The sequence below is a fragment of the Pseudomonas sp. FP2294 genome (genome assembly GCF_030687625.1).
Taxonomy (GTDB): Bacteria; Pseudomonadota; Gammaproteobacteria; order Pseudomonadales; family Pseudomonadaceae; genus Aquipseudomonas; species Aquipseudomonas shahriarae.
In genome coordinates this window covers 5,317,002-5,334,022 of sequence record NZ_CP117441.1, presented here as the reverse complement: position 1 = coordinate 5,334,022, position 17,021 = coordinate 5,317,002, and the positions used below count along the sequence as shown (strand labels likewise).

At 61.0% G+C, this 17,021-nt stretch carries 15 protein-coding genes; 8 read left to right on the top strand and 7 right to left on the bottom strand.

The window, feature by feature from the left end; genetic code table 11:
• The first annotated feature begins 312 nt into the window (after window positions 1-312).
• From PSH73_RS24065 to PSH73_RS24050, 4 genes are all read left to right on the top strand, one after another.
• On the top strand, window positions 313-2,118 hold the full coding sequence (locus tag PSH73_RS24065) for a phenylacyl-CoA dehydrogenase (protein WP_057440295.1): 1,806 nt from the start codon (window positions 313-315) through the stop codon (window positions 2,116-2,118).
• A 206-nt stretch (window positions 2,119-2,324) separates the two neighbouring features.
• Window positions 2,325-3,617, top strand: coding sequence for a diguanylate cyclase (locus PSH73_RS24060; protein WP_057960809.1), 1,293 nt, complete (start codon window positions 2,325-2,327; stop codon window positions 3,615-3,617).
• 90 nt (window positions 3,618-3,707) lie between these two features.
• Window positions 3,708-5,492, top strand: a complete 1,785-nt coding sequence (locus tag PSH73_RS24055) for an acyl-CoA dehydrogenase C-terminal domain-containing protein (protein WP_200660751.1) — start codon at window positions 3,708-3,710, stop codon at window positions 5,490-5,492.
• A 131-nt stretch (window positions 5,493-5,623) separates the two neighbouring features.
• Entirely contained in the window at window positions 5,624-7,402 is a 1,779-nt protein-coding gene (locus PSH73_RS24050) for an acyl-CoA dehydrogenase C-terminal domain-containing protein (RefSeq protein ID WP_120734246.1), read from the top strand.
• 227 nt (window positions 7,403-7,629) lie between these two features.
• On the opposite strand, the gene PSH73_RS24045 is transcribed toward PSH73_RS24050, so the two are convergent.
• A complete protein-coding gene (locus PSH73_RS24045) occupies window positions 7,630-8,550 on the bottom strand; it encodes a LysR family transcriptional regulator (RefSeq protein WP_120734245.1) in 921 nt (306 codons plus the stop codon).
• Window positions 8,551-8,756: 206 nt separating this feature from the next.
• On the opposite strand from PSH73_RS24045, the gene PSH73_RS24040 reads away from it, so the two are divergent.
• From PSH73_RS24040 to PSH73_RS24025, 4 genes are all read left to right on the top strand, one after another.
• A complete protein-coding gene (locus tag PSH73_RS24040) occupies window positions 8,757-10,037 on the top strand; it encodes an aspartate aminotransferase family protein (protein ID WP_057440297.1) in 1,281 nt (426 codons plus the stop codon).
• A gap of 234 nt (window positions 10,038-10,271) precedes the next feature.
• A complete protein-coding gene (locus tag PSH73_RS24035) occupies window positions 10,272-10,637 on the top strand; it encodes a type II toxin-antitoxin system RelE/ParE family toxin (protein ID WP_057440298.1) in 366 nt (121 codons plus the stop codon).
• Entirely contained in the window at window positions 10,621-10,941 is a 321-nt protein-coding gene (locus tag PSH73_RS24030) for a DNA-binding transcriptional regulator (RefSeq protein ID WP_057440299.1), read from the top strand. The genes PSH73_RS24035 and PSH73_RS24030 overlap by 17 nt, the downstream gene beginning before the upstream one ends.
• A 97-nt stretch (window positions 10,942-11,038) precedes the next feature.
• Window positions 11,039-11,197, top strand: coding sequence for a YqaE/Pmp3 family membrane protein (locus PSH73_RS24025; protein ID WP_081044318.1), 159 nt, complete (start codon window positions 11,039-11,041; stop codon window positions 11,195-11,197).
• Window positions 11,198-11,201: 4 nt separating this feature from the next.
• On the opposite strand, the gene pqqE is transcribed toward PSH73_RS24025, so the two are convergent.
• From pqqE to pqqF, 6 genes are all read right to left on the bottom strand, one after another.
• Window positions 11,202-12,332 carry a pyrroloquinoline quinone biosynthesis protein PqqE gene (gene pqqE / locus PSH73_RS24020; protein ID WP_128593322.1) on the bottom strand — a complete coding sequence of 377 codons (1,131 nt, stop codon included), beginning with the start codon at window positions 12,330-12,332 and terminating at the stop codon, window positions 11,202-11,204.
• Window positions 12,325-12,600 carry a pyrroloquinoline quinone biosynthesis peptide chaperone PqqD gene (gene pqqD / locus PSH73_RS24015; protein WP_032858571.1) on the bottom strand — a complete coding sequence of 92 codons (276 nt, stop codon included), beginning with the start codon at window positions 12,598-12,600 and terminating at the stop codon, window positions 12,325-12,327. The genes pqqE and pqqD overlap by 8 nt, the downstream gene beginning before the upstream one ends.
• On the bottom strand, window positions 12,597-13,349 hold the full coding sequence (pqqC, locus tag PSH73_RS24010) for a pyrroloquinoline-quinone synthase PqqC (protein ID WP_057960803.1): 753 nt from the start codon (window positions 13,347-13,349) through the stop codon (window positions 12,597-12,599). Before pqqC ends, pqqD begins: the two co-directional genes overlap by 4 nt.
• A gap of 10 nt (window positions 13,350-13,359) precedes the next feature.
• Complete coding sequence (gene pqqB, locus PSH73_RS24005; RefSeq protein WP_057440302.1) at window positions 13,360-14,271, bottom strand: pyrroloquinoline quinone biosynthesis protein PqqB; 912 nt, start codon at window positions 14,269-14,271, stop codon at window positions 13,360-13,362.
• Between the two features lie 75 nt (window positions 14,272-14,346).
• Window positions 14,347-14,421: a pyrroloquinoline quinone precursor peptide PqqA gene (pqqA, locus tag PSH73_RS24000; RefSeq protein ID WP_003194766.1), complete on the bottom strand. Its 75-nt coding sequence runs from the start codon at window positions 14,419-14,421 to the stop codon at window positions 14,347-14,349.
• A 163-nt stretch (window positions 14,422-14,584) separates the two neighbouring features.
• A complete protein-coding gene (gene pqqF, locus PSH73_RS23995; RefSeq protein ID WP_198800071.1) occupies window positions 14,585-16,972 on the bottom strand; it encodes a pyrroloquinoline quinone biosynthesis protein PqqF in 2,388 nt (795 codons plus the stop codon).
• Window positions 16,973-17,021 lie beyond the last annotated feature (49 nt).

Sequence of the window (17,021 nt, the reverse complement as noted above, 5' to 3'; positions counted from 1 at the left end):
AGCAGCCCCACACCAGCAATGCAATTCATCTGATACACCGCCAGTGCCTTTCTGGGGCGCTGCGCAACCCGACGCGGGCAAGCCCGTTCGCCACAAACGCCTGATTCTCCCATCTTCCCATTGTTGAAACGCTGTGCGGCATCACGCTGCAGGCCTCGTCGCGCCTGGCGTTGACCTGCGTCATGACAAACGGCATCCGCTGGGCGCTTGACAAGGATTGGGCGTAAACGTATGTTTCAAACAACTGTTTGACCGCTACAACAAATCCACGCGGTTGTTCATTCCAGGATTCATCAGCAGAGGTTTATCGCTATGCCTGACTACAAGGCCCCCTTGCGTGATATTCGCTTCGTTCGTGACGAACTGCTCGGCTACGAAGCGCACTATCAGAGTCTGCCGGCTTGCCAGGACGCTACCCCAGACATGGTTGACGCCATTCTCGAAGAAGGCGCCAAGTTTTGTGAGCAAGTGCTGGCCCCGTTGAACCGCGTCGGTGACATCGAAGGGTGCACCTGGAGCGAGTCAGGCGTTAAAACCCCTACTGGTTTCAAAGAAGCCTACAAGCAATTCGTCGAAGGCGGCTGGCCGAGCCTGGCCCACGACGTCGCGCACGGCGGCCAAGGCCTGCCGGAATCCCTGGGCCTGGCCGTCAGCGAGATGGTCGGTGAAGCCAACTGGTCGTGGGGCATGTACCCAGGCCTGTCCCATGGCGCGATGAACACCATTTCCGAGCACGGTACCCCCGAGCAGCAGGATGCCTACCTGACCAAACTGGTCTCGGGCGAGTGGACCGGCACCATGTGCCTGACCGAACCGCACTGCGGCACCGACCTGGGCATGCTGCGCACCAAGGCCGAGCCTCAGGCCGACGGTTCCTACAAAGTCTCCGGGACCAAGATCTTCATCTCGGCCGGTGAACACGACATGGCCGATAACATCGTCCACATCGTACTGGCCCGCCTGCCGGATGCTCCGGCTGGCACCAAAGGCATTTCGCTGTTTATCGTGCCTAAGTTCCTGCCCAACGCCGATGGTTCGGTGGGTGAGCGCAACGCGGTGTCCTGTGGTTCCCTGGAACACAAGATGGGCATCCATGGCAACGCCACCTGCGTAATGAACTTCGACGCGGCCACCGGCTACCTGATCGGCCCGGCGAACAAAGGCCTGAACTGCATGTTCACCTTTATGAACACCGCTCGTCTGGGTACCGCACTGCAAGGCCTGGCCCACGCCGAGATCGGTTTCCAGGGTGGCCTGAAATATGCGCGTGACCGTCTGCAGATGCGTTCCCTGACTGGCCCGAAAGCGCCGGACAAGGCCGCTGACCCGATCATCGTGCACCCTGATGTGCGCCGCATGCTGCTGACCATGAAAGCCTTCGCCGAAGGCAACCGTGCGATGGTGTACTTCACCGCCAAGCAAGTGGATATCGTCAAATACGGCACCGACGACGAAGCCAAGAAACAGGCAGATGGCTTGCTGGCGTTCATGACCCCGATCGCCAAGGCGTTCATGACCGAAGTCGGTTTCGAGTCCGCCAACCACGGCGTGCAGATCTACGGCGGCCACGGTTTCATCGCCGAGTGGGGCATGGAGCAGAACGTTCGCGACAGCCGCATTTCGATGCTGTACGAAGGCACCACGGGCATCCAGGCCCTGGACCTGCTCGGCCGTAAAGTGCTGATGACCCAGGGCGAAGCGCTCAAGGGCTTCACCAAGATCGTGCACAAGTTCTGCCAGGCCAACGAAGGCAACGCAGCGGTCAGCGAGTTTGTCGCACCGTTGGCTGCCCTGAACAAGGAATGGGGCGAGTTGACCATGAAGGTCGGCATGGCTGCCATGAAGGACCGTGAAGAAGTCGGTGCCGCGTCCGTGGACTACCTGATGTACTCCGGTTATGCCTGCCTGGCGTACTTCTGGGCCGAGATGGCGCGCCTGGCTGCTGAAAAACTGGCTGCCGGCACCAGCGAAGAAGGCTTCTACACCGCCAAGCTGCAGACTGCACGCTTCTACTTCCAGCGCATCCTGCCGCGTACCCGCACCCACGTAGCCACCATGCTGTCGGGCGCCAACAACCTGATGGACATGAAAGAAGAGAACTTCGACCTGGGCTACTAAGCCCCGGCGGGTTCCCTGCCAAGCCGCCGCTCTTTCGGGAGCGGCGGCTTTTTTGTGGGCGCATGAAAAAACCTGAGTAGCGCGCTCAGGGATTGCGCCTGGCTGCCGTTACAGTGGTGGCAATGTGATACAGGTCACATTGAGTGTGCTTAACTGTGTTCAGTGAAGGCACTGTGCCATCTTTTTTATGGGTCGGAGCTTTACCCTTGTCGCGCGCGTCTGCTGTACGTTTCAGTCATTTCCTACCGTCGTTGCTGTTATTGCTGGCGGGGTTGTCGGCTGCTTACGTCAAGGACCTCAACGTCTTCTTCACCTCCTTGTTCAATGTCCTGCCGACCTTGGTGCTGTTGCTCGGGGGGGCCTATTGCACGGTGTACCGTCGCCAGCGTGAGCTGTTCTTGATGGTGACGGTGTATGTCGCCTACTTCTTGCTGGACACCCAGACCGATTTCTACCGCGACCATGGCCGTGTGCGCGAAGACGCCGCCGTGGTGTTCCATCTGGTCTGCCTGCTGTTGCCGATGCTGTTCAGCATTTATGCCCTGTGGCAGGAGAAAACCCACCTGTTCCGCGACTTTGTCGCACGCTGCGCGGTGCTGCTCGCCGTAGGCAGCGTGGCCCTGGGCCTGGAGCAGAGTTACCCAGGGCCGTTGCTCAACTGGCTGGCGGAAATTCGCTGGCCGGCATTGCATGGCGCGTGGATGAGCTTGATCCAACTGTCGTACCCGATGTTCCTGCTGGGCTTTGTCGCACTGGCGGCCCAGTACTGGCGCGAACCGCGGCCGTTGCATGCGGCACAGCTGGTGGGGTTGCTGGGGATGTTCTGGATGTTGCCGCAGACCTTTATCCTGCCGTTCACCCTGAACATCATGTGCAGCCAGGTGATGTTGATGATTGCTGCAGGTGTGTCCCACGAGGCCTATCAGATGGCCTTTCGCGATGAACTCACCGGCCTGCCCGGACGCCGCGCCCTCAACGAGCGTATGCAGCGCCTGGGGCGCAACTATGTGCTGGCGATGAGCGACGTCGACCACTTCAAGCGATTCAACGACACCCATGGCCACGACGTCGGTGACCAGGTGCTGCGGCTGGTCGCCAGCAAACTGTCGAAAGTCAGCGGCGGCGGCCGGGCCTATCGGTATGGCGGCGAAGAGTTTGCCGTGGTGTTTGCCGGCAAGACCCTGGATGAATGCCTGCCGCACCTGGAAGAAATTCGCGAGATCATTGCCAACTACCACATCAAGTTGCGTAACCCCGACAGCCGGCCCCAGGACGATCACCAGGGGCGCCAGCGCCGTTCGGGCACGGGGGCGAATAGTGTGTCGGTGACCGTGAGCATCGGCGTCGCCGAGCGCCAGGCCGAGCAGCGCACCCCCGAAGAAGTGCTCAAGTCCGCCGACCAGGCGCTGTACAACGCCAAGGGCGCCGGGCGCAACTGTGTGGTGGCGGCCGGCCAGAACCGCCGTGGCGCGGTGCGCATGCAGGGCGCTGCCGGTTGAGTGATGGTGGTGTATTCAGCGTCTGTACAGTGATTGTCCGGGGCTCCTGGCGGCAGTAGGTTTGAGTCATCTGCCGCCGGAGACATCACCATGCCTGCCTATAAAGCTCCCCTGCGCGATATGCGCTTTCTGATTGATCACGTGTTTGATTTCCCCGCTCACTACGCTGCCCTGGGCGCCACCGAGGCTAGCCCGGACATGGTCAGCGCGATCCTCGAAGAAGGCGCGAGGTTCTGCGAGAACGTGCTGGCGCCGTTGAACCGTCCGGGGGACGAAGAGGGCTGCCATTTCGACAATGGCGTGGTGACCACACCCAAAGGTTTCAAGGAAGCGTTCGCGCAATACGTCGAAGGCGGCTGGCACGGCCTGGCGGCGGATCCGGCCTACGGCGGGCAGGGCTTGCCGTCTTCCCTGGGCTTGGTGCTCAGCGAGATGATCGGCTCCAGCAACACCTCCTGGGGCATGTACCCCGGCCTGACCCACGGCGCCATGTCGGCGATCCACGCCCATGGCACTCAAGAGCAGAAAGACACCTACCTGACCAAGCTCACCGCCGGCCAGTGGACGGGCACCATGTGCCTGACCGAAGCCCACTGCGGCACTGACCTTGGCATCATCAAGACCCGCGCCGTGCCCCAGGCCAATGGCAGCTACGCGGTGACCGGCAGCAAGATCTTCATCTCGGCCGGCGAGCACGACATGAGTGAAAACATCATCCACCTGGTGTTGGCCAAGTTGCCGGATGCGCCTGCTGGCACCAAGGGTATTTCGCTGTTTATCGTGCCCAAGTTCCTCGCCGATAGCGGGGCGCGCAATGGCGTCAGTTGCGGCTCCATCGAGCACAAGATGGGGATCAAGGCTTCGGCCACCTGCGTGCTAAATTTCGATGGTGCCGAGGGCTATCTGATCGGCGAGGCCAATAAAGGCCTCAATTGCATGTTCACCATGATGAACCACGCGCGCCTGGGCACCGGCATGCAGGGGCTGTGCCTGGGTGAAGCGAGCTTCCAGGGCGCGATCAATTACGCCAACGACCGCCTGCAGATGCGCGCCCTGACCGGCGCCAAGGCCCCGGACAAACCGGCGGACCCGATCATCGTGCATCCCGATGTGCGGCGCATGTTGCTGACCATGAAAGCCTTCAACGAAGGCAACCGCGCCCTGACGTACTTCACCGCGCAACTGCTGGACACCGCACACCTGAGCGACGACCCGCAGCAACGCCAGGAAGCCGAGGATTTGCTGGCGTTCCTCACGCCGATCTGCAAAGCCTTTATGACCGAGACCGGCCTGGAAGTGACCAACCACGGCATGCAGGTGTTCGGCGGCCACGGTTTTATCCGCGAGTGGGGCATGGAACAGTTGGTGCGCGATTGTCGCATCGCGCCGATCTATGAAGGCACCAACGGCATCCAGGCCCTGGATTTGCTGGGGCGTAAGGTGCTGGGCAGCCAGGGCAAGTTGCTGCGCGGCTTTACCAAAATTGTGCATAAGTTCTGTGCGGCACATGCCGAGCACCCGCAACTCAAGACCCAGGTTGCACAGCTCAACGAGCTGAACCAGCAATGGGGCGAGTTGACCACCAAGGTCGGCATGGCCGCGATGAAAAACCCTGATGAAGTCGGCGCCGCCGCCCTGGATTATTTGATGTACAGCGGTTACATCATCCATGCCTACCTGTGGTTGCGCATGGCCCTGGTGGCCCAGGCGCAATTGGACGCGGGCAGTGGCGATGGGGATTACGCCCGGGGCAAGCTGGTGACCTGTGAGTTTTATTTCAAGCGCCTGTTGCCGCGCACCAGTGCCCATCGTGCGGCGGTGGAGGCGGGCAGTGATTGCCTGATGAGTTTGCCGGCCGAATTGTTCGCCTTATAACTGTTGGCGTGACTGTAAAATACCAATTGGTCACAAGCAGACCCTATGTGTCACAAAAGTTGTTCGGTTACACTCTGGGTCTGTGAAACCGATCCTACCGAATCACTTTTAACGTTCTCACGAGGTTTGCCATGGCTGACTACAAAGCGCCGCTGCGCGATATGCGCTTCGTCCTCAACGAAGTATTCGAGGTTGCCAAGCTGTGGGCGCAATTGCCGGCCCTGGCCGAGACCGTGGATGCTGAAACCGTCGAGGCGATCCTTGAGGAGGCCGGTAAAGTCACCGCCAAGACCATCGCCCCGTTGAGCCGGAATGGCGACGAGGAAGGTTGCCGCTGGGACAACGGCGTGGTCACCACCCCGGCCGGGTTCCCCGAGGCCTACAAGACCTACGCCGAAGGCGGCTGGGTGGGCGTTGGTGGCGATCCTGCCTACGGCGGCATGGGCATGCCCAAGGCGGTCTCGGCCCAGGTCGAAGAGATGATCAACTCCTCGGGCCTGGCGTTTGGCCTGTACCCGATGCTGACGTCCGGCGCCTGCGTGTCGATCAACACCCACGCCAGTGACGAACTGAAAGCCACTTATCTGCCGAATATGTACTCGGGTGTGTGGGCCGGTTCCATGTGCCTGACCGAGCCCCATGCCGGTACCGATCTGGGGATTATTCGTACCAAGGCCGAGCCGCAGGCGGACGGTTCCTACAAGGTCAGCGGCACCAAGATCTTTATCACCGGTGGCGAACACGACCTCACCGAAAACATCATCCACCTGGTGCTGGCCAAGCTGCCGGACGCCCCGGCCGGGCCGAAGGGCATCTCGTTGTTCCTGGTGCCCAAGTTCATGGTCAATGCCGATGGCAGCCTGGGCGCGCGCAACCCGGTGACCTGTGGCTCGATCGAGCACAAGATGGGGATCCAGGCCTCCGCGACCTGCGTAATGAACTTCGACGAAGCCGTTGGCTACCTGGTTGGCGAGCCGAACCGTGGCCTGGCGGCGATGTTCACCATGATGAACTATGAGCGCCTGGGTGTCGGTATCCAGGGCCTGGCGACCGGCGAGCGCTCTTACCAGAACGCGGTCGAATATGCGCGTGACCGCCTGCAAAGCCGCTCGCCGACCGGCCCCAAGGCCAAGGACAAGATCGCCGACCCGATCATCAACCACCCTGACGTGCGTCGCATGTTGCTGACCATGAAGGCCGCGAACGAAGGCGGCCGGGCGTTCTCCACTTACGTGGCGATGCAACTGGACACCGCCAAGTTCAGCGAAGACGCCGCGACCCGCAAGCGCGCGGATGACCTGGTGGCGCTGCTGACCCCGGTTTCCAAGGCGTTCCTCACCGACCTGGGCCTGGAAACCACCGTGCACGGCCAGCAGATTTTCGGCGGTCATGGCTATATTCGCGAGTGGGGTCAGGAGCAGTTGGTGCGGGATGTGCGCATCACTCAGATCTACGAAGGCACCAACGGCATCCAGGCGCTGGACTTGATGGGGCGCAAGATCGTTGGCAGCGGCGGGGCGTTCTACAGCCTGTTTGCCGATGAGATCCGCCATTTCATCGCCACTGCCAACAGTGACCTGGCTGAGTTCATTCAGCCGCTGAGTGCTGCGGTGGACGAACTCGACACCTTGACTGCCTGGGTCCTGGACCGCGCCAAGAGCAACCCGAATGAAATCGGTGCGGCCTCGGTGGAGTATCTGCACGCCTTTGGCTACATGGCCTACGCCTACATGTGGGCGCTGATGGCCAAGGCCGCCTTGGGCAAAGAGGCCGAGGAGGACTTCTACGCCAGCAAACTGGGGACGGCGCGCTTCTACTTTGCCCGCCTGCTGCCGCGTATCCACTCTTTGAGTGCTTCGGTGAAGGCCGGCAGTGAATCGCTGTTCCTGCTGGACGAAGCGCAGTTCTAAGCCGAAGAGGGCGTGTAAGCATTCTCTTACATGACGTGCTGCTAATCGTCCTCTATCGCCAGATTGGATCCACAGCTAATCTACTTCACATGGACGTCGCGCAGGAAGCGCAAAGCAACAACAGGGACACGTAGGATTCTGCCAGGATGGCGGAGTGAAATGGATGTCAGGGAAACAGTCTGCAAAGCCCCGCTTCGGCGGGGTTTTCTTATTGCCCGCGAAAAAGTTCAGGCCAGCCCGTCTACCGTGGCCGTCGGCCCATGTGGACCATTCATCACGTCTTCGAGCAAGGTGCGCAGCAATGCCAACGTTGCCTGCTGACGTTGTACATCCCGGCACACCAACCCCACCTTCAGCGGCACCCGTGGCTCACTCAAGGGCTTCCATAGCAGCGCCTGGCTGGTGTGTTCGTCCTGTGATCGGCCGGGCAGTACCGTCGCCAGTTTGGTATGGGGCAGGCTGTCGAGAATCCCCACCATAGTGTTCAGCTCGGCTTGCACCTGTGGTCGACGCCCCAGGTTCGCCAGTTGCGCTTGCCAGATCTGCCTGACCTGGAACTCTTCGCCCAACAACAGCATGGGCAACTCCGCCGCCTGCTTGAGGGAGACCTTCTTGAATTCACGCAAGGGATGGTCGGCCGGGATGACCACTTTCAGTTCATCTTCATACAGCAGCACACCGTGCAAACCGGGCTGGCGTGCCGGCAGGTAGCTGATGCCAATGTCCAGCGAGCCATTGAGCAGGCGGCGTTCGATCTCAAGGCCCGTCAGCTCGTAGATCTGCACCACCAGGTGCGGCTGGGCCTTGCGTACCCGCTCCAGCATCTGCGGCACCAGGCTGGTATGCACGGTTTGCAGCACGCCGATGGCCAGGGTGCGCAGCGCCTGGCCCTTGAAATGCCGCAGGGCCTCGACGGCTTGCTGCATACCATCGAGCAGCGGCAGGGCGTGGTTGTACAAGGTGTGGGCGGCCAGGGTTGGCAACAGGCGCTTGCTGCTGCGTTCGAACAGGCTCACATCCAGGTGCTGCTCCAACTGGCGGATCTGCTGCGACAGCGCCGGCTGGGAGATCGACAGGCGCTCGGCAGCCCGGCCTACATGGCCCTCTTCGTACACCGCGACGAAATAACGCAGTTGCTTGAAATCCATAAGTAACGCTTATCGAAAAAGCTGGAAAATCGAAATGGCTGTACGCCCCCAAGGCGCCTAGTCTAGCGCCTATTCACAAGGCTTACAGGGCCAGAAAGCGCGATGAATACCGTTTACAGCGATGGTGTTTACATAGGCAAGGCAAAAAACGACTTGCCGGGCTTCCGTCAATCGAGGGTTGCCAACAGCCTGCGGGGTGTGCAGGTATGAATCTGTTCAACCTGCGCCGCCCGGCACCGAGCCTGGATGACCTGTTACTGGACGCGAAAAAACCGATGCTGCGCGATGAGCTTTCCAGCCAATCCCTGATGCCCACTGTGGCCCGTCCGCCACAGGTTTTCGTACGCGGCCAGGGCTCCTGGCTGTGGGACAGCGAAGACCGTGCCTACCTGGACTTTACCCAGGGCGGCGCAGCCAACAGTCTCGGCCATAGCCCCTCGGTACTGGTGCGTGCGCTGGCTGACCAGGCGCAAGCGCTGATCAACCCTGGCATCGGGCTGCACAACCGCAGCCAACTGAACCTGGTGGACCGCCTGTGCCACAGCACCGGTAGCGACCAGGCCTACCTGCTCAACAGCGGTGCAGAAGCCTGCGAAGCGGCCATCAAGTTGGCGCGCAAGTGGGGCCAACTGCATCGTGGCGGCGCCTATCGCATCATCACCGCCAGCAACGCTTGCCACGGCCGCAGCCTGGCGACACTGGCGGCCTCGGCAGGTGCTGGCGACAATCGTTTCGAGCCGCAACTGCCGGGCTTCTGCCACGTACCGTTCAACGATCTGCCGGCCTTGCATGCCGCCGTTGATGCGCAAACCGTGGCGATCATGCTGGAGCCGATCCAGAGCGACGCCGGCGTCGTTCCGGCCACCGAGCATTACCTCAAGGGGGTGGAGCGGCTGTGCCGGGAGCTGGGGATCCTGCTGATCCTCGACGAAGTGCAGACCGGGATCGGGCGTTGCGGCACCTTGCTGGCGGAACAGCGCTACGGTGTGCGCGCCGATATCGTCGCCCTGGGTAAAGGCCTTGGGGGCGGAGTGCCATTGGCGGCTTTGCTGGCCCGTGGCAAAGCCTGTTGTTTTGAACTGGGTGAGCTCGAAGGCACCCACCACGGCAATGCGCTGATGGCTGCGGCCGGCGTCGCCGTGCTCGATAGCGTGTTGGGGCACGGCTTCCTCGAACACGTACGTGATACCGCGCAGTACCTGGGCGAAGGCCTGGCCCGTGTTGCTCACCGCTATGGACAGGGCGAACTGCGAGGCCAGGGCCTGTTGTGGGGCCTGACCTTGTCGGATGATTCGGCAGATGCCGTGGTAAAGGCGGCACTGTATGAAGGCTTGATCCTCAATGCCCCACAACCCGACTGCCTGCGCTTTACCCCGGCGCTGACGCTAAGCAAGAGCAATATTGACGAAATGCTGCTGCGTCTGGCCCGCGCGTTTTCCCGCGTGCACACCGCCCAACTGCAATGCCGCAAGGGCATCGCTGTTTAACCCTTATTCCTGAACCGTCTCGCGTTATACGCGGCGCCTCCAGCCTGATTTTTTTGGCTGGGGGCGTTTTTTTGTGTGTCATTTTTGGATTGAAAAGGAGGCTTGAGATCCGTCGAAAAAAATGGCTTTTTTGCGGGCGCCGGCAGGGAGTGCCGGTAGGGGGCTGAGATTTTTGTGCGTGCCCTATTTTTAATGTCTACCACTGGGTGGTATGTTTGTGGGGAAGGGATGCCTATGAAGCTCAGACTGTTCAAAAGCCGGCATTTTGCTGATGCCGCCAGCAAAGCCTGGACCTGCGATTCGGAATTGGGGGAGGCATTTGGCGAAATGCTCAGGGGCCAGGCGGATAACTTGGGTGGTGGAGTCTGGAAGAAACGCCTCAATCACAACCGGCATCGTTCCATCGTTTTGGCAAAGGGCAGGCATTACTGGGTTTATCAGTTTCTGTTCGCCAAGCAAGGTCAAAGCAATATCAGCCACAAGGAATTGGCTGGGTTTAGGGCATTGGCAAAGGCCTATGAAGGCTTAAACGAAATACAGATCCAGCAATTACTGGATCTCAGGGAGTTTGTGGAGATAGATCATGCGCAAAAAATATGAAACTGAAGCGCTGGAGTCCATTCACCAATCGGCCAGCGCGCTGCATTCGATTGGCGCCATCAGCAAGACCACCCTTCGGCAGTTCGATGAGCTATGCATTGCGCCTGTGCCGGCGCAGATACCTGCCGCCCAGATCAAGCAGCTGCGCGAACGTAGCCATGTCAGCCAGCCGGTGTTCGCCCGCTACCTGAACACCAGCGCCTCGACAGTCAAGCAATGGGAATCCGGCGAGAAGCAACCCAGTGGTATGGCGCTCAAGCTATTGAGCATTGTGCAAAAGCACGGGTTGGACATCCTCGCCTGAGGAGGATGGCCCGGTGCCAGATTCCACTGAACCCTCACGCGCGGCCAGGGTCGATTAGCTGTACGGCTCACACGAGCCGATTTTTTGGAGCTGACCCATGGACTTCATTCGTATCATCATCGCCATTCTGTTGCCGCCCTTGGGTGTGTTCCTGCAAGTGGGCTTCGCCGGCGCATTCTGGCTGAATCTCCTGTTGACCCTGTGCGGCTACATCCCAGGTATCGTGCATGCGGTGTACATCATCGCCAAGCGCTGAGCCGTCAGCCTTTGGCGATCAGCCGTGAGTTTCGCTCATTGCGAAAAGCCAATTGCTCGATGGTCTGCGTGGCGTGCTCGGCTTCGAGGCGGGCATTAAGGATGATGTCGTGATCGGCAGACTTGCTGCACACCGGGTCGGCGTTGCTGGCGTCACCGGTCAGCATGAACGCCTGGCAGCGGCAGCCGCCGAAGTCCTTTTCTTTCTCGTCGCACGAGCGGCACGGCTCGGGCATCCAGTCGTAGCCGCGAAAACGGTTGAAGCCAAACGAGTCGTACCAGATGTGCTGCATGCTGTGGTCGCGCACATTGGGAAACTGTACCGGCATCTGTCGGGCGCCATGACAAGGTAGGGCGGTGCCGTCTGGCGTTACTGTCAGAAAGATACTGCCCCAGCCATTCATGCAGGCCTTCGGGCGTTCTTCGTAGTAGTCCGGTGTGACAAAGATCAGCTTGCACGGATGACCTTGCGCTTCCAGCTTGGCGCGGTATTCGTTGGTGATGCGCTCGGCGCGGGTCAGTTGTTCCTGGGTAGGTAGCAGGCCGACGCGGTTGAGCTGGGCCCAGCCATAGAACTGGCAGGTGGCAAGCTCGACAAAGTCCGCCTCAAGGGCGATACACAGCTCGATGATGCGGTCGATCTTGTCGATATTGTGTCGATGAGTGACGAAGTTCAGCACCATCGGATAACCATGGGCTTTCACTGCCCGGGCCATTTCCAGCTTCTGCGCGAAGGCCTTTTTGGAGCCAGCCAGCAGGTTGTTCACCTGTTCGTCGCTGGCCTGGAAGCTGATCTGGATATGGTCCAGGCCGGCCTTTTTGAAGTCGCTGATCTTCTGCTCGGTCAGGCCGATGCCGGAGGTGATCAGGTTGGTATAGAACCCCAGCTTGCGGGCTTCACTGATCAGCTCGGCGAGGTCCTGGCGCACCAGCGGCTCACCTCCGGAAAACCCCAATTGCGCCGCGCCCATTTCCCGGGCCTCGCGAAACACCTTGATCCATTGTTCGGTGCTCAACTCCTTGCCCTGCTCGGCGAAGTCCAGCGGGTTGGAGCAATACGGGCATTGCAGCGGGCAGCGATAGGTCAGCTCGGCGAGCAACCAGAGCGGCAGGCCAATCTCGGGCTTGTCAGGCAAGTTCGATCCAGTGCTCTGCACGTGCGACCTCCATGAATTGCTCGATGTCTTCACCGAGTTCGGGCACGCCGGGGAATTGCTGCTCCAGCTCGCCAATGATGGCCGCCACACTGCGCTCACCGTCGATCAAGCCACCAATCAACGCCGCACTGTCGTTGAGCTTGATCATGCCTTCGGGGTACAGCAACACATGGCCCTTTTGCGCCGGCTCGTACTGGTAGCGATAACCCTGGCGCCACGTCGGTTTTTTGCTGCGGTCGAAACTCATAGGGTGATCCCTTTATGCCAGACCCGCTGCGCGGTCACGCTGTGATAGGGCGGGCGGTTCAGTTCGTAGGCCATGCTCATGGCATCGAGCATGCTCCAAAGGATGTCCAGTTTGAACTGGAGAATCTCCAGCATCCGCTCCTGGCCGGCGCGGGTGGTGTAGTGCGTAAGCGTGATCGCCAGCCCGTGTTCGACATCGCGCCGGGCCTGGCCCAGGCGGGTGCGGAAGTATTCGTAGCCGGCAGGGTCGATCCACGGGTAATGCTGGGGCCAGCTATCGAGGCGCGATTGGTGGATCTGCGGGGCGAACAGCTCGGTCAGCGAGCTGCTGGCGGCTTCCTGCCAACTGGCCCGGCGGGCGAAATTGACGTAGGCATCCACGGCAAAGCGCACGCCGGGCAGCACCAGTTCCTGGGAGCGCAGTTGATCCGGGTCCAGGCCCACTGCCTGGCCCAGGCGCAGCCAGGCTTCGATGCCGCCGTCTTCGCCGGGGGCGCCGTCATGGTCGAGCAAACGCTGGATCCACTCGCGGCGGATTTCCCGGTCCGGGCAGTTGGCCAGGATCGCGGCGTCCTTCAGTGGGATATTCACCTGGTAGTAGAAGCGGTTGGCGACCCAGCCCTGGATCTGCTCGCGGGTGGCCCGGCCTTCATACATCGCCACGTGGTAGGGATGGTGGATATGGTAGAAGGCACCCTTGGCCCGCAAGGCCTGTTCAAACTCGGCGGGGTTCAGCGGTGTATCGGTCATTGGGGCTCTCCTACAGTTCAATGCTCATGCCGTCGTAGGCTACTTCTACATTGCGCCGGGCCAACTCGGCGCGCTCGGGCGAGTCTTCGTCGAGGATCGGGTTGGTGTTGTTGATGTGGATAAGCACCTTGCGCTGCTGGGGCAGTTGCTCCAGGACCTCTAGCATGCCGCCGGGGCCGTTCTGGGCCAGGTGGCCCATTTCGCGGCCGGTGCGGGTGCCGACGCCACGGCGCTGCATTTCATCGTCATCCCACATCGTGCCGTCCACCAGCAGGCAGTCGCTGCCGGCCATGATTTCCAGTAGCGGCGCGTCCACTTTGCCCAGGCCCGGGGCATAGAACAGTTTGCCGCCGGTGCGCAGGTCTTCGACGATCAGGCCGATATTGTCACCGGGGTGCGGGTCGAACCGATGGGGCGAGTAGGGCGGTGCGGCACTGCGCAGGGGCAGTGGGGTGAAGCGCAGGTTGGGGCAGGCGGGAATGGTGAAGCTGGCATCCAACTCGATGCGCTGCCAATCCAGGCCGCCATTCCAGTGGGTCAGCATGGTGAACAGCGGGAAACCGGTGCTCAGGTCTTCATGGACCATGTCGGTACACCATACCTGGTGCGGGCAGCCTTCACGCAAGCTGAGCAGGCCGGTGGTGTGGTCGATCTGGCTGTCCATCAAGATGATTGCGCTGATCCCGGTATCACGCAGTGCCCGGCCGGGTTGCATCGGTGCAAAGCCCTGCAATTGGGCGCGGATATCCGGCGAAGCGTTGCACAGCACCCAGTTCACGCCGTCATCGGAGAGGGCGATGGACGATTGGGTGCGCGCCTGGGCCCGCAGGCTGCCGTCGCGAAAGCCGGCGCAGTTCACACAGTTACAGTTCCACTGCGGGAAGCCACCACCGGCGGCTGAACCTAGAATCTGGACAAACATCGCCGCTCCTTCACACAAGACTCAAAATAAAAACGCCCCGGCGAGCCGAGGCGTTGCATTGCAATACAAAAGCAATCAGCGGCTGGCGAAGTACATGGTGACTTCAAAACCGATACGCAGATCAGTGTAAGCAGGTTTGGACCAAGTCATATTCATACTCCTACGAAGGGATGGGACGTTTACTACCAAGTAATACATATAGTCCACCTCCTGACGGAGATGTTCAGATGTGTGTGGGAATATTACCCATTTCTCGCCGAGCTAGCGCTGTCTTGGCAGAAAAAGCCTGTTGCAGCATCGGCAACGATTGGCTTCATTGCTGCCAGTAATCGCCCACCGCCGCACCATTGGCCAGGCACTGCCAGCCGCCGGCGGCTTGCTTGAGTTGCTGCGCCGCATCGACGAGGTTCTGACGGTTGCGGGCCTGGATCAACTGTTGCAGTTGCTCAAGATAGTCCGCGCCATGCCCCGCCAAATGCGCCTGCCAGAGCAACTCGGCGGCTTGGGCGTTGGGCAGTGTCTGTGGCGAGAACTGCTGGGCCAGGGAGGTGTTGCCCAGGTCGTCGTTCCCCTTGATCAAGGCTGGCAGTTGCGTGAGGAAGGCCTGGATGTGTTCGAGCAGGCTCGCAAGCGCGACATTGGGCGACTGCACGCCAAACAGCAGGCCGGTTTGCCCATTGAACTGTCGGATGCCACTGAATACTGCGTAGCCCACTTGCAACTCGACACGTAGGCGTTGGTAAAACGGGACCTGCGCCAGGTGAGCGAGCAACCGCCAGTCGGCTTCGTCTGCGAGGGATTGGCTGGGGGCCGGGCAAAACAGCAGCAAGGCGGCTTCGTCGCCATCGGTTGTGACGGTTTGCCAGCGATGTTGGCCGTTGATGGGCAGGGCTTTGTGTTCACTGTCGGTGCAGTGTCCGGGTAGGCGTGCCGCCGCATTTTTGATCGCCATTTCGCACGCAGCCGGCAGGCCAATGCCCAAGCCTTGCCAGCGAGCGGTGGCCCACCGGTCAGGTAGCGCGTTGCCGTTAGCGGTGTCGGCAAAACAGGTCGGTAGTACCTTGAGCAGTTCGCGAATGGCCATCTGCGGCGCCGGGCTGACGAGTGCGTTGTGCCAAAGGTTGGCAGCGGGCCGGGTCAGGTCCCGTGCCAGTTGCTCGACGATGGCCGGCATTGGTTCATGCAGCCCGCTCATTTTCAGCAGCCAGTCATTGCCTACGGCTTCGAAGGATAATTCCACGCCGGCCTGACGGGCGTTGGTCCGCAGTGTTTGCAGGCTGTTGCCCAAGCCCTGCGCGGGCGAATCCAGTTGCCAGCGCAGGTACAGGGCGCCTTCGTCGCTATCGGCAGGCAATGCTTGGCTGAACGACAGGCCTGGCAGTTCGCGCCGGCCACGGGAGCGGTCCTGGGCAAAGGTACGCAAGCCGCGATGGGCGCTGGTCTGGCCACGAATCAGTCCGGGACGTTGTTCCTGGGGGGCCCGCTGCAGGAATGGATTGCTCGGCGGCAGTTGCCAGGCCTGTTGCGCGGGCGTCGGTTGCAGCGTATTCAGCATGGCCTTGAGGGCTTGGCAGTGGGGCTCGGAAAGTTGCGCCTCGAGGTGTTCACTGTCCTGGCGCGCCAGAGCCAGGGCACCCCGGACTTGTCGCTGGCGGTCGACCAGCAGGGCGTACTCTTCACGCAGCGCCGTCCAGTCGCTATGAGCGAAAAAGCCCAGCCAGTCGTTTAACAGCGCTTCGATGGCCGGGGCCTGCTGTGAACCCTTTGGCCCCAGGGTGAATTCTATATCCAGCAGCGCCTGCCCGGCGAATTGGTACAGCACCTTGGCATGTAGCGCGCTGGCCCACTCCCGGCTTTTTAGCTCGGCGAGCAAACCACCGGCCGCTTCGGCATTCAGCCAGGTGCAGAGGAACTCCAGGGCTTCACGGGGTGCATTACAGGCGATGAGGTGGTGCAGATGCTGTTTGTCGAGGTGTTGATAGCGATGTTGATCGCCGTTCATCAATGCCGGTGGCGCCTGCTGCGGGCGTAGGTGGCCTGAGGGCAGGCTGTCGGCAAAGCACTGGGCCAGGGCTTGCAGCTCCTCGAGCGACTGTGGGCCGGCAAGGCTCAAGGTCATTTGCCCGGCTTGATAGAAGTCTTGATAAAACCCGCGCAACCCTTGTTGGAAATCCTCCTGTGGCACCGGCAGGCTGTCGCGATTACCCGCATGAAACCCCCGCAGCGGATGCCCAGTTGCCAGGCCTTCAAGTATCGCGACTTGAAGCTGTGCCTCGGCATCCTGGGACCAGGCGACAAACTCCGCCTGTAACACCTCACGCTCGCGCAGTTGCTCGTCCATGGCCAGGCGTGGGTGGGCGAGCATATCGCCCAGGCGCTGCAGCGCGTCGCCAAACACCGGGGTGGGCACTTCAAAGAAGAAGTCGGTGGTGCGCTCGCGAGTACTGGCGTTGACCTGCCCGCCGTGGCGCTGCACGTAAGCCATCAAACCGTCGGGTGCAGGAAAAGCCTCGGTGCCGAGAAACAAAAGGTGCTCGAGAAAATGTGCCAGCCCTGGCCAGGCCAGCGGCGCGTCATGGCTGCCAGCCGCTACCCGCAAGGCTGCTGCACAGCGCTTGAGGCGTGGGGCATGACGCAGGGAAACCCGCAGGCCATTGGCCAGGGTCAGTTGTAAATAATGAGGGTGGGCCGGCACAGGCATGAGCACTTCCAGAACGTAGGAAGTGCCTATGCTAGCGCAAAGCGCGGCG